10 protein-coding genes are annotated in these 13,924 nt (G+C 48.6%); 4 read left to right on the forward strand and 6 right to left on the reverse strand.

The window, feature by feature from the left end; translation table 11 throughout:
- Positions 1-47: 47 nt before the first annotated feature.
- Genes AC58QG_RS32765 through AC58QG_RS32775 form a run of 3 tightly spaced genes read right to left on the reverse strand, consistent with a single transcriptional unit; the run spans position 48 to position 2,676 of the window.
- Positions 48-833 carry an ABC transporter permease gene (locus AC58QG_RS32765; RefSeq protein WP_497366213.1) on the reverse strand — a complete coding sequence of 262 codons (786 nt, stop codon included), beginning with the start codon at positions 831-833 and terminating at the stop codon, positions 48-50.
- 3 nt (positions 834-836) lie between these two features.
- A complete protein-coding gene (locus tag AC58QG_RS32770; protein ID WP_497366214.1) occupies positions 837-1,631 on the reverse strand; it encodes an ABC transporter permease in 795 nt (264 codons plus the stop codon).
- Positions 1,624-2,676: an ABC transporter ATP-binding protein gene (locus tag AC58QG_RS32775; RefSeq protein WP_497366215.1), complete on the reverse strand. Its 1,053-nt coding sequence runs from the start codon at positions 2,674-2,676 to the stop codon at positions 1,624-1,626. Before AC58QG_RS32775 ends, AC58QG_RS32770 begins: the two co-directional genes overlap by 8 nt.
- 232 nt (positions 2,677-2,908) lie before the next feature.
- Here AC58QG_RS32775 and AC58QG_RS32780 point away from each other — a divergent pair, with 232 nt between their 5' ends.
- The 4 genes from AC58QG_RS32780 to AC58QG_RS32795 all read left to right on the forward strand — a co-directional run bounded on the left by AC58QG_RS32780 (position 2,909) and on the right by AC58QG_RS32795 (position 10,891).
- Complete coding sequence (locus AC58QG_RS32780) at positions 2,909-3,955, forward strand: LCP family protein (RefSeq protein WP_497366216.1); 1,047 nt, start codon at positions 2,909-2,911, stop codon at positions 3,953-3,955.
- Between the two features lie 254 nt (positions 3,956-4,209).
- A complete protein-coding gene (locus AC58QG_RS32785) occupies positions 4,210-5,556 on the forward strand; it encodes a glutamate-1-semialdehyde 2,1-aminomutase (protein WP_497366217.1) in 1,347 nt (448 codons plus the stop codon).
- Between the two features lie 518 nt (positions 5,557-6,074).
- A complete protein-coding gene (locus AC58QG_RS32790) occupies positions 6,075-10,616 on the forward strand; it encodes a glutamate synthase-related protein (RefSeq protein WP_497366218.1) in 4,542 nt (1,513 codons plus the stop codon).
- 146 nt (positions 10,617-10,762) lie between these two features.
- Positions 10,763-10,891 carry a DUF6254 family protein gene (locus tag AC58QG_RS32795; RefSeq protein ID WP_497366219.1) on the forward strand — a complete coding sequence of 43 codons (129 nt, stop codon included), beginning with the start codon at positions 10,763-10,765 and terminating at the stop codon, positions 10,889-10,891.
- A gap of 208 nt (positions 10,892-11,099) precedes the next feature.
- Here AC58QG_RS32795 and AC58QG_RS32800 read toward each other — a convergent pair whose 3' ends face one another.
- The 3 genes from AC58QG_RS32800 to AC58QG_RS32810 all read right to left on the reverse strand — a co-directional run bounded on the left by AC58QG_RS32800 (position 11,100) and on the right by AC58QG_RS32810 (position 13,740).
- Positions 11,100-11,978, reverse strand: a complete 879-nt coding sequence (locus tag AC58QG_RS32800; protein ID WP_497366220.1) for a DinB family protein — start codon at positions 11,976-11,978, stop codon at positions 11,100-11,102.
- Between the two features lie 72 nt (positions 11,979-12,050).
- Positions 12,051-12,713 carry a bifunctional 2-keto-4-hydroxyglutarate aldolase/2-keto-3-deoxy-6-phosphogluconate aldolase gene (locus tag AC58QG_RS32805; protein WP_497366221.1) on the reverse strand — a complete coding sequence of 221 codons (663 nt, stop codon included), beginning with the start codon at positions 12,711-12,713 and terminating at the stop codon, positions 12,051-12,053.
- 61 nt (positions 12,714-12,774) lie between these two features.
- Positions 12,775-13,740 carry a sugar kinase gene (locus tag AC58QG_RS32810; protein WP_497366222.1) on the reverse strand — a complete coding sequence of 322 codons (966 nt, stop codon included), beginning with the start codon at positions 13,738-13,740 and terminating at the stop codon, positions 12,775-12,777.
- Between the last annotated feature and the right edge of the window lie 184 nt (positions 13,741-13,924).

Genomic DNA, 13,924 nt, shown 5'->3' on the forward strand with positions numbered 1-13,924 from the left:
CCGTCCCGCAAGGTTATTCACCTTGTAGGACGGCCTTATGATTTGAGTTATGAACCTGCGCCGCGATAGCGCTTCACACCAATATTCCAAACCGTGATGCCTAGCACACTAAACGCGATACCAACCACAGGGGTTAGCAGGGCGAACCACTTCCAGTTCTCAGGATCAATGAAATACGCCGCTGGATAGAAGCCGACAAATGCAAACGGTAGAATCCACGTCAGAATACTTCGTAACAATTTATTATAAATCGTTGCTGGATAACGCCCATAGTTCTGAATGTTCCAGATCAACGGCAGGATACCCGTTGGTGCATCGGAGAAGAACGCTAACGAGGTCAAGGAAATATAGACCCCGGCATATATGAGGATCGAGCCCACCACCATGACGATGAAGATCAGCGGATCATGCCAGTGGAACGGCAGGTCGAGCTGTACCCAGGAGTAGATCATAACCACTAAACCCGCCAACGCACTGAACATGGAAGCTGGATCGAGATTCTCGAGCATAAGCTGCCAGAGATTGTAGGCCGGTCTCGTTAGGATACGATCCATTTCCCCTTTGACAATGTAGCGCTCGCTAAAACCCCATAGATTAAAAAAGGAAATAAATATGCCATATGGGATCATAAAATAACCGTAGATGAACAAAATTTGTTCTTGATTCCAGCCGCCAAGCGATTGTGTTTGCAGAAAAACGACAAGAATGAAGAATAGATTCAAGCCATTAAACAACAAGTCCGACAGCACTTCAATCCAAAAATCGGATCGGTAGGTGAGTCTTGTTTTCATGTAGTTTTTGAAATAGTCGAAAACGAGGGTGATATAGAACATGCGTTACCCTCCCTGTACGAATAGACGTGTTTTGGATTTAACCCACAGCACATAGATCGGAATAATAAGGAGCAGGAACCAGAGTACTTGTACGCCAAAGTTTTGGAGTATGGCATTACCCGTAATTTTCCCTGTAAACACTGCACTGGGTAAATAAGTGATCGCCTGAAAGGGCATCCACTCAAGAACGGACTTGGACCATCCCGGGAAGAAGGAAATCGGAATAATGAGCCCTGAGAACAGGTCAACCGCCACGCGTTTCATGCGCATAAGACCTTCGTTATTTTCAAGAAAAAAAGCAAACAAGCCCGTAATGATATTCAACTGCGTATTAATCAGAAAGCTGAAGAACAGCATCACTAAGTAGATGACCCACAAGCTTAGATCTGTTGGGAATTGAATCGGAAGCAGCAGCCAGATCAGGATCATACCAGGTGTCGTGAAGAGCAATAGACGGAAAACCCCTTCACCTAAGCCTTGCATCATTTTCACAAAGATATAATTGTAAGGCCGGATGAATTGAATGGCTACACTGCCATCCCGAATCTCACTCGCGATTTCACGATCTAAGTTATTAAAATAGAAAGCGCGGCCCATCCAGGAAATCGCCACATAGGTTGTCATTTGACCTAGGGTAAGTCCTCCGATGACTGCTTGGTCGCCATAAATCGCTTTATAGACAAAATAGTAGGAGCCAATATTAAGCGCATAGATCAGGATCCCGCTGTAGTAATTCACCCGATAAGCGAGCATCATGAGGAACCGCATGCGTATGACTTCTATATAAGCTCTATGCATGTGTCGTGACTCCCTCTGGCTGATCAATCTCCAAACGTTTTACTTCGGCCGAGCCTGATTTATAAATTTCACGAACGATATCATCCGTATTCGTTTCATTTATCTTGATGTCTTGAATTTGCAATACCCCAACGACGCGGCTTAATACGTCCGAGATATTCGCTCTTTCATAGGGAATGAACACTTTGGCGGAAAGCTCATTGTCTAGCTGCCAGGCTACATCCAAGCCAAGAGTCAACTCTTGAAGACGAGCTAACGTTGTTGGATGTTCGAACTGCAGCACGACCTCTTTGCCTTTGCCCCATCTCGCTTTCAATTCTTCCAGACCGCCATCATAAATAATTCGGCCGTCATCTAGCATAATAACACGGGAGCACAGCGCTTCGATGTCTTGCAGATCGTGCGTTGTGAGCAGGATTGTCGTCTCATATCGCTGATTGAGCGACTTCAGAAATTCGCGAATCTCTGTTTTCACAACAATGTCCAGACCGATGGTCGGTTCATCCAGAAATAAAATTTCGGGATTATGCAGCAAGGAAGCCGCTAATTCACAGCGCATCCGCTGACCCAAGCTGAGTTTACGGACAGGTCGTGATAAGAGATCCGACAGCTGCAAACGGTCAACAAGCTCGTCGAGACGTTTCTTATAATCAGCTTCGGAGACACGATACACCTTTTTCAACAGCTGGAACGACTCCACCACGCCAATGTCCCACCAGAGCTGGCTGCGCTGACCAAAAACAACACCGATCCCAGCAACGAATTTCTCACGCTCTTTAAAAGGTACGTAGCCATTCACTTTGATGTGGCCGGACGTTGGGACGAGGATACCCGTCAACATTTTGATTGTCGTTGATTTCCCAGCCCCATTTTCACCAATATATCCACAAATTTCACCTTTCGGAATTTGAAAGCTAATGTCCTTCACGGCTGTAATTTGCTTATACTCTCGTTTGAATAGATCTTGCACGGCACCCTTGAGACCACCGCGGCTTTGCTGAACTTGAAATTCTTTGCGCAGCATTTGAACATCTATGGCTAACATGCGTCTTCCCCCCTGACTTCGTCGTCTCGGTTACAGATTACGGCAACATTCGTCATAACTTGCTATCGAAGTTTCGTAGCATCTATAATATGGATCATAATGACGTTTCATACAACCGTACAACATGCTCATGATAACTCAATTCTGTAAGAAAAAAAAGTACAGATTAGCATGCATTGTATTTCCCCCTTAAATCACACGGAATTTTACCTTGGAGAGGAGCTTACATAGTATGAAAATCTTCAAACGGACCATGCTCCTGATCGTAATGCTTCTTATGGTGGTCGCTGGCTATTATACTTACGCCTTCTACAGCTTTGCTAATAATATCTCTCATAAATCAGATAGTAATGATGGGAAAGGTAGTGGAAGCACAAGCCTAATTCCGAACACCGTGAAGGAAAATGGAGATAAATACACACCGCCGAAATGGGAAAGTAAGCAGCGGGTGAATATTTTGCTGTTAGGCGGCGATTCTCGCGGCATGGTAAAGAATGAGTTACCAAGATCAGACAGTATTATGCTAGCCTCCATCGATCCTGTCACGAAGAAGGCTCATCTGTTCTCGATTCTGCGAGACACCTACGTGAAAATCCCAGGCGAAGGTGAAGACCGGATTAATACGGCAATTACGACAGGCGGTCCTAATTTGGCCATGAAAACCGTCAGCGATCTGCTTGGCATTCCGGTTCAATATTATGTGTACACAGATTTCAAAGGCTTCATCGCACTTATTGATGCTGTCGGCGGCATCGACATTGATGTCGAGAAAGATATGAAATACTCCGACTCTGAAGATGATCATGTCTATGATATTAATCTGAAAAAAGGACAACAGCATTTGGATGGCAAAACAGCCCTGCAATATGTTCGCTTCCGCCACGATGCGTTGTCCGACTTCTCCCGAACAGAGCGGCAAAGAAAGTTCCTGACTGCAGTTGCAGCTAAAATGCAATCCACTTCATCGCTGATCAAGCTGCCGCGCATTCTGAATGCAATCGATCCGTATATTGATACGAATCTTAGCGTAACGGACATGCTCAAGCTCGGAAGCCTTGGCTATGAAGCGAAAGCTGACGGTATCATCTCTTCGCAGCTCCCTCCTTCGGATCTGCTCATGGAGAAAACGATCCGCGGCGCTTCCGTAATTACAGCAGATAGGCTGAAGCTCCAGCAATATATCAAAAACCTTTTCGCTGGTACTGCGGATGCCGATACGGGACCAACCAAGCCTTCACCTTCGCCAACACCGAAGGTGGCAGGGAAAACCGTGAAATAGGCACAATAGGTTGAATATGAAGACTGATCGGATAATAAGAGTGGGTATCCACTCTTATTTTTCGTGTGAGGGGCTTAAAGGCGACGATTCGCAAGGTCCAAGGTAAGGCACAATCTGATAGGCTCCAAGCGCGACGGACGGACAACCTAACTATATCGAAGCAAAAAAAATGAGTATGACAGAATTGGAAATTTGTCATTTGTAAAACGTCATTACGTTAAACACTACTATAGATAAAAAGGAATGATTCGCTCATGGAACGCAAGCAATCCGAGCTTCTTTATCAAGAAGCACTGCAACACATCGTCGGCGGGGTCAACTCCCCTTCCCGCTCATTCAAAGCCGTTGGCGGCGGCGCGCCCGTCTTCATGAAGCGCGCGCAAGGCGCACACTTCTGGGACGTAGACGGGAATCGCTTCATTGACTACCTTGCCGCCTATGGTCCGATCATTACCGGTCACGCACATCCGCATGTGACCGAAGCAATTATCCGCGCCGCACAGAACGGCACGCTGTACGGCACCCCGACCGAACTCGAAATCGAGTTCGCCAAGATGCTGAAGTCGGCGATTCCCTCGCTCGACAAAGTGCGCTTCGTCAACTCCGGCACCGAGGCCGTGATGACGACGATTCGTGTGGCGCGCGCGTTCACGAAGCGCACCAAGATCATTAAGTTTGCCGGGTGCTACCACGGCCACTCGGATCTCGTGCTGGTGGCGGCCGGCTCCGGGCCGTCCACACTAGGCACGCCGGACAGCGCTGGCGTGCCGGCAAGCATTGCGCAAGAGGTCATCACCGTGCCGTTCAACGACATTCCGGCACTAGAGGCCGCGCTTGCGCGTTGGGGTGAAGACATTGCCGCGGTGATGGTCGAGCCCATCGTCGGCAACTTCGGCATGGTCATGCCCCATGCCGGTTACCTCGAGCAGCTCTGCGCAGCTGCTCGCAAGCACGGTGCCCTCGTCATCTACGACGAGGTCATCACGGCGTTCCGATTCCATTACGGATCGGCACAGACCTATGAAGACCTCCCTATTCTAGAGGGAGGCCCTACCGAGGCGGCGGCCCGCTTCGCCGCCGTCGAACCGGACCTGACGGCCCTCGGCAAAGTGATCGGCGGCGGGCTGCCGATCGGGGCCTACGGGGGCCGCAAGGAAGTGATGGAGCAGGTCGCTCCGCTCGGACCTGCTTATCAAGCCGGCACGATGGCGGGGAATCCCGCCTCCATCTCGGCGGGCATCGCCTGCTTGGAGGTGCTCCAGCAGGCTGGTGTTTACGCCAAGCTCGAGCAGCTTGGCACACGCCTTGCTAGCGGCATCTCGGAATCCGCCGCGCGCCATGGCATTGCCTTGACGCTGAACCGCATCGGCGGCGCCTTCTCTACCCATTTTTGTGATCATCCGATCACCAACTATGAGGAAGCGCAAGATACCGATGGCGAACGCTTTGCTGATTTCTTCCGCCTGATGCTGGAGCAAGGTATCAATCTCGCTCCTTCCAAATACGAAGCTTGGTTCATGACGATCGCCCATACCGATGAAGATATTGCCCAAACACTCGAAGCGGCAGATCGCGCTTTCAAAGTCATGTCAAAACGCTGATTGTCCCAAAAACGAACTATGATCCTATCTGGATTATAGTTCGTTCGTCTTTCTACACGTACTAGAGTCATATATATTATGGTTTTATTCACCAATATACAAAAAAGGTAACGCTTACATTCGTGATTTACGTCTGCAAGTATTGTCGGATGAAGTTTTTCATGCTATTCTAAGATTACTTTTACCCTTTTAGCGAAACGGCTTGAATACACAGTATTTTCCTAGAAAGTTAGGGCATGATTTACAAATACTACACGGATTTTTGTGTGCGATGCCTTACTTTCCTACGAGTCGATTTTTGCCGTATTTCAAGAGATTTATCTCCTGTAAATCGGCATGATATTCAGTTATATTGCATTTTTATACACATTCATGCATATTTCGGATTTAAGCATATTGTGGCTTTTCTCCCTAAAATGTGAGAGCTGGCAGGCTCATCAGCGCCAGAATGCAAGAAGCGTAAGCAAGAGGAGTTTAATTATGTATGGGAGGTGACGGTCAGGCGACTGACCAGAGCAATGAATGAAATTATGCGTAATGAAGGCCGTTTTCAAGATCTACTAGGAACCGAACACGACAGCTGCGGTATTATTTGTATTATTGAAAAAAATGGTCACCCTTCCCGTGATAACATCCAAAAAACGATTGATGCCCTTGTTAAAATGGAACATCGTTCAGGATTTATCAATGGTGAAGGCGATGGTTGCGGTATTTTAACAGACATTCCACGTACTCTCTGGGAAAAGAAATTAACAGATGCGGGTCTGGACGGCAAACTTGCTTTTGACAACCGTTTTTCTGTTGGACATATCTTTGTTCCACGTAAGTTGGATTTGACCGTTGCTGAGATTCAAAACGGCATTCGTGAGCTTTTTGCCTCCCATGATGTATCCATTATTCTTGAGCAAGAAAACCTTGTTGACAGCGGTTCGCTTGGTGCCAACGGTTTGCTCGATGAGCCTACGTTCTGGCAAATTGCAGCGATTAGCAATAAGACAGAAGGTCAAGTTGCCGATCACCTTTATGAGCTGCATATTGCGATTGAAGATCGTTACAACGTTCATGTTGCGACACTTAGCAATGTGACATCTGCCTACAAAGTACTAGGTGCAGCAAGCATCCTTCCTAAATATTTTAACGACTTGCGTGATCCTTTGTTTGCGTCCCAAGTAACCATCGGTCACAACCGTTATTCAACGAACACATTGTCCAGCTTCTTCCGCGTTCAACCGTTCTCCCTTCTTGGACACAACGGTGAAATTAACACGGTGAAGAAACTTCGTCTTGAAGCTGACATGGTTGGCGTTCCACTTGTTAGCGGTGGGTCTGACTCCCAAGACATGAACAGAACGATCGAAACGTTCATTCACCGTTTTGGATTGTCCCTTTTCGAAGCCATGGAAATGGTGTTCCCTCCTATTATTAATGAAATGAAACAATTCCGTCCCGAGCTTCAAGATCTATATGTTTACTACCGTCAAGTATGGGGCCACTTTGCACAAGGTCCAGCAGGGATCGTTTCCCGTTACGGTAATGAGTGTATTTTCAGCGTAGATGCGCTGGGTCTTCGTCCCGTCTGGATGGTTGAAAGTGAAACGTCCCTGTACTTCTCATCCGAGCAAGGTGTTATTACGGTTGGCGAAATGGTTGCTGATCCGAAGCCAATCGCTCCAGGTGAAAAAGTCGGTGTTGTTCTAACACCAGGCGAACATATTCAAGTTATTCCTTACCATGAAGTTCAATCCTTGGTGTATGAGCGTGTAAGCAAGCGTGTGAATTTTGGCGGTCTCCGCTCTTATTTGAACCCTGCCCCAACGAATACAGAAGCTGAGCTTAATGAGAATATTGTTACAACAGATCAAGTTTACAGTGCATTTGGTTGGGACCGTGACGGCATTTCACACATTGAATCCATGTCCGAGACTGGCGCTGAGCCAATTCGTTCATTGGGTCATGATTCCCCTCACGCAGCGCTTGCATGGGAACGCCAGAACGTGCCTGACTTCATTAAAGAAAGTGTTGCCGTTGTAACCAACCCTGCCATTGACCGTGACCGTGAAATGGAGCATTTCTCCACGCGTGTTATCGCTGGTGCTCGTCTTCCGGTATTCGCACAGGTGGATAACAACCTTCGTCTTGAGCTTCTTGCTCCGCTTGTTCTTGAAGGAACGAACGGTGTAGGCAGCGAAGAGCACTTGTTACAGCCATCTTTCGAGCAATTATTGGCTCAATTCCGCGCACAAGGTGATAACAAAGTTGCTGTTCTATCCACAACATTCGCTAGAGGAACTTCTCTGAAGGATGGCTTGAACAAACTTGCAGCTGATGCAATCTCCGCAGCACGTGATGGCGCTGTTCTACTCGTCTTGGACGATGCAGAAGCTCACCAAAACGACCGCTTGTGGTTAGATCCGCACCTCGTAGTTTCCAAAATCGATATCGCACTTCGTGCGGAGAAACTCGGTTTCGGTGACAACCTGCGCCGCCATGTTACACTAATCCTTCGTTCAGCTGCTATTCGCAGTCTGCATGATATTGCTGTAGCTTGTGGTCTTGGTGCAGATGTGATTTCGCCTTACTTGTTGTTCTCCACGGCTTCTGACAAAGAAGGCAATGCAGCAGCAGCACGTAAAGTATATGCGGCACTAACGAAAGGACTTGAAAAAGTCATTTCTACGATCGGTACGCATGAACTACGTGGTTACACACGTTTCTTCTCCTCCATTGGCTTCCATCCGGAAGTATCCGAGGTGCTGGATATCGTGAACTACCTGGGTAGTGAAAAAGCAGGAACTGGCTTTGCACAGTTTGAAACTCAAGCTGAAGCACGTTATGAAGATTTCACGAATCCGAAAGCGAAAGCAGCGAAAAACTTCCGTTTCTTCCAACGTATGTGGAAAGCCCTAGGCGATGCTGCATCAGGAGCTGCTCCTTACAGCGACTACCGCGACAAACTGCGTGAAGAAGAGAAGAAGAATCCGATTTCCATTCGTCATATTGCGGGCTTCAAAGCGATTAGCGATGGCCGTCAGCCACTCGATCCGTCGCAAGTTGATATTTCCATTGGCGGACATTCCTTGCCGATGTTGATTTCTTCTATGTCCTTCGGTTCACAAAATGAAACAGCTTTCCGTGCCTATGCTGAAGCCGGCGAACGTCTGAACATGGTTACCATGAACGGCGAGGGCGGAGAGATTAAAGATATGCTTGGCCGTTACAAAAAAACGCGCGGAGCGCAAGTCGCTTCCGGACGTTTCGGTGTCAACATTGAGCTTGCTAACGCCGTAGCTTTCCTTGAGATCAAAATCGGTCAAGGGGCAAAGCCAGGTGAAGGCGGTCACTTACCAGGCTCCAAAGTAACAGCAAAAATCGCTGAAGCACGTAACGCTACTATCGGTTCAGACTTGATCTCGCCATCCAACAACCACGATATCTACTCCATCGAGGACTTGGCGCAAATCATTTCCGAGCTTAAAGAAGGAAGCGGACGTAAAGCCAAAATCATCGTAAAAATCCCAGTTGTTCCTGGTATCGGTACGATTGCCGTTGGTGTTGCTAAAGCTGGCGCTGACGTCATTACCCTTTCCGGTTTCGACGGCGGTACAGGTGCGGCTCGTATTCACTCCTTGACGCACGTTGGTCTTCCTACGGAGATTGGTACGAAGCTTGCTCACGTTGCTTTAATTGAAGCTGGTCTTCGTCACCGCGTTGAGCTATGGTCCGATGGTGGTCTGAAATCAGGCGCTGACGTTGTTAAAATGGTTATGCTCGGTGCAAACCGTGCAGGCTTCGGTAGTATCGCAATGCAATCTATCGGTTGTACAACATGTCGCGGTTGTCACTTGGACACTTGTCACGTTGGTATCGCAACACAAATCGATTCCATGGAAGAAGCCGAAGAAAAAGGTCTTCGCCGTTTCGTACCTCGTCAATTCGATCTAGCTGTAGACAGCTTGGTTCGTTTGTTCGGTTCGATGGGTGAAGAAGTACGTGAAGTCGTTGCTTCCCTTGGTTTCTCAAGCTTACAAGAACTCGTTGGCCGTTCCGATCTATTGGAACAAATCAGCCACGTTGAACGTATTGATCTGTCCGACATTCTTCGTCCAGCTCCACTTCAGTTCATCTCTGAAGAGACAAGAGCGGCTGAAGAAGCAGCGGTTTCGTCCGATATCCGTATCGCGGCTGGTGCAGAAGGTTTGGAATTCTTCCCAGAGTCCGTATCGTTCGATGCTCCTGTCGTACGTAACTGGTCCAAAGTGGATGCCGAGTCCCGTATCCTTGGAACTCGTTACTCCAGCCATCGTGTAAGAGACCGTTTCAACGGCAGCTACGATGAGCTTCCAGCTGTTGCGCTTAACCTTGTTGACGGTTCCGTTCCTGGTAACGGTCTTGCCGCATTCAACGCACGTGGTGTTAACATCACTGTTCACGGCGGTGCTGAAGATGGTCTTGGTAAAATGGCTTTCGGTGGTAAAGTTGCCATCGTCAAATCACTTGGCCAAAACAATACCTTCATCAACGGTAGCGTTGGTAAATCATTCGGTTACGGCGCACAAAAAGGTTTGTTCTTGATTCAAGGCAGTGCAGATACACGTGCATGTATCCGTTTCTCCGGTGCTGACGTTGTCTTCGGCGGCGAAATCACGACACCTTTGCAAGATGAGCTTGGCGGTTTAGCTGCTCGTGCGAACCTTAAAGGCTTCGCGTTCGAGTACATGACAAACGGCCGTGCCGTTGTTATGGGCGATCCAGGTCCATGGATCTGTGCAGGTATGACTGGTGGGGTTATCTACCAACGTCTTGTTCCAGAAATGGGTCTTGATCAAGCAGCGATCGAACGTCGTATTGCTAAAGGCGCTAAAGTTAAACTTGAGCCTATCGGCCTTCAAAGTAAAAAAGATCTTACCGAATTGCTCACAGCTTATCACGCTGAGCTTGCGAACTCCGGTCAATCCGAAGCCGCAGCGAAAATCGAAGCTTTGCTGGGCAATCTTGAAGCTAACTTCATCCGTATCTCCCCGGTCAACATGCAAGCCGACCAATCCGTTGCTACGGAATAGCATAATTGTAAAAAACTCCATCAGACCCTCATCGGTCCGGTGGAGTTTTTTTTCGTAAAGAGATGTTTCTGCTTTGCATAAAATAACCTCATCTATCACAATTTATTAGTGCAACACCATCCGCATGCCAGAGGAGGTTTTTAGCGATGAGCCACTCAAAACGCCGCGAAGAAGCTGCATGGAAGGGTCGTAAACAAGCTCAACATCCACCACATGGTAAGGTGAAAGCCCTGGCGGAATTCGCCAGCGAGTATGATGCGGGAAGTAAGAAGTAAATAAGTTCCCCCCTCTCCTCCCACACGTTAAAGAGGGACCAACACAAAGCAACCCGTTCGACCTGTTTCTAAGGAAACAAGGTCATCGGGTTCTTTGTGTATTTATATGAACTGTGCACTATCCTTTTCACTTAGGACGTTCAACAACTTTTGAAGCCTGAGCCATGGGGATAGTCTTTATAGAGCCGCGCAGTCTTAAGAGCAGACTCTAGCAGCCATTCTTCTCGCGAATTCGCTTAATCGCGCGTACGTGATGGTTCGCATGTCCAGCCATCATTTTTAACAATTGGGCAACGGTCTCTTCCCGATTCGTCGTTCGTATGGTTCGCTCCAGCGCATCTGGCAGATGGTTACACAAGCCGAGGATATGCCTTCTAGCCGCTAGGAATAGTTGTACTTCGCTCTCAATCGGTCTATCTGCATAGGCCAGTCCCTTCTGCCAATCATCTGGTTGGAAAGAATTGCCTTGGTACATCCGACCTGGCTCGGCCAAGGCAAATTTCACTTTGTGCATAGCGACTAGCTCCAGATCGATAAGGTGCAGCACGTGCTCGCGTATGGACCATTTCCCAGGCACTTCCCTTAAGCTGAGTTGAGCATCGAACAAGCCTTCTATGGCATTCTCCAGCTCGGCGGCTCCCGTCTCGTACATCCGCATAATGTCATTGTCAGACAGAAACAGTTCTTCCCAATACACCAAGATGTACCCATCTATCGTGGGCACATGCAGTTCACGAATGTGTCCCGATTCTTCCGTGCTCTTCATCGCGACAGTGCAGCCAATTGAGCGTAAACTCAACTCCATCTCCGCCACAGAGGCAACGCCAACGTACACAAGACTCCCTAGTTGCGGGGTGGTATGATTCGGCTGCAGCCAACGCTCCATGTAGGACTTTAACTGGTCTTGGTCTTCTCCCCCCGCACATATCACTGCCTGATCCTCTGTCCCGCCAATGTGCAGCAATGCTGCTTCACTCTCTTCGGCGAGCTCTATCACTTCCCAGCCCAGCTGGTTCTTATGAAAAGCTAATGAAGCTGCCAAGTTGTCCACGCTCAGCAAAAGAAGTCTAGCCCGTCCTCGATACATGGTGTCTCCTCCAGTTCCTTCCGAACAAAAAAATACGCTCCGTCCTAAATTCGACGGAGCGTACGTACTTACCTACTTCTTGGCCGCTTGGTAGGCCTCGATATATTGCGCAGCCCTCTTTGCAACAAGGCTGTAGTTTCCTGTTTTGACCGCTTCGCTGGTCAAATCGGAGCCGATGCCGACGGCAACTGCGCCGGCCTGGATCCACTCGCCGAGGTTGCTCAGCGAAACCCCGCCAGTAGGCATAATGTTCGCCTGTGGCAGCGGACCTTTAATGGCCTTAATCATCGCCGGGGAGTACAGATTACCCGGGAAGAGCTTTACAATATCCACGCCGAGCTCCAAGGCGGTTTGGATATCAGCAATCGTCATGCACCCTGGCATGATCGGCACACGATACCGGTTACACAGTGTAACCGTGTTAGGGTTCAAGGATGGGCCGACAACGAATTCGGCCCCGCTTAGGATCGCGGCACGCGCCGTTTCGGGGTCAAGGGCTGTGCCCACCCCGATGATCGCGTACTTGGACGCGTCCTTCGCTGTGCTCGAGTAGCGCTTCGCAAGCTCCTCGATTGCGCGCAGCGCGAAAGGCACGGTCATCGTGACTTCGATGACTTTAATACCTCCGGCGATAGCTTGATCCGCCATTTCGACGACTTCTTCTGGTGTATCCCCGCGTAGGACGGCAACGACACCCTCATTTGTAATTTGCTGAAGTAATTGAAGTTTCTTCACAATCATCTTCCCTTCTATGTGTAAGCCAGTATTTGTTATTTTTTTACATCCCTAGGTACTATTAACGTTCTATATGTTTAATGTTGTTAAGTACCGCTTCCACTTGCTCCCACGTTGGAGCGCCTTCCCAGTCGCCTTCCGTCTGCACGATCATGGAGCCCACCAAATTCCCGATGCGAACGGCCTCAGGGTACTCATACGACTTCAGCACGCCAACCAAAAAGCCCGCGCAAAACCCATCGCCCGCCCCCACGGTATCAATGACATGCTCCGCTTTGAAGTAAGGCACCGTCGTAATAGAATCGGCTGTCACAACATACGTCACATCTTCTCCACCTTTGACGATGGATACGGCCGACAATTCGCGCAGCTTGCTAACAATGACATCCCAGTCTTCTGTTTGGTACAGCAGCTTCAGCTCATCCAAGCCTGGCAGGAAAATATCAGACAGCTTCGCAAGCTCAAGCAGCACAGGCCGTGCCCCTTCGATGTTCCATAGCTTCAAGCGTAAATTCGGATCAAAGCTCACCTTTACGCCATGCTTGCGTGCTAAGCGAACAGCTTCAAAAGCTGCCTCCCTGCACGACTCACTGAGCGCCGGTGTGATACCGGTAATATGCAATATTTTAGCCCCAGCAATGTACGCCTCATCCAAATGTTTCGGGCTCATCTGACTTGCTGCCGAGTTTTTGCGATAGTAGTAAACGGACGTTTTGCCCATTAGCACTTCACGCATCATGAGACCTGTCGGCGCTTCTGCAGTCAACTCCGCGCGAGAAACATCGACGCCTTCACCACGGATTTTTTTGAAAATCATACGACCCAGGGGGTCCTTGCCTAGCCTGCCGAACCAGCCTACGCTGCCGCCAAGACGTGAAATGCCGATCGCCACATTACTCTCCGCACCTCCAAACAGGCTGTGTAACTCAGAAGAGTACTCCAAGCCCTTGCCGCCTGAAGGCATGAGCAACGCCATTGTTTCTCCAAACGTAATAATATCTGGTCCTGATCCTGTATTAACCGACATAGAAGCACTCCATCCATTCCGATCACGACTCGCGTGTCCCGTTAATTGAAACGTTTAAATAAATGAGATATCTCATATTATAGTGGATTTGCACGGATTTCACCAGACTTTTACGAAGGCCCTTACGGTTTCCAAATAGAGGAAAAAACCTCTTGCATAATCATTCCTTAAGGAACAACCATGC

The organism is Paenibacillus sp. J22P169, from assembly GCF_059691995.1.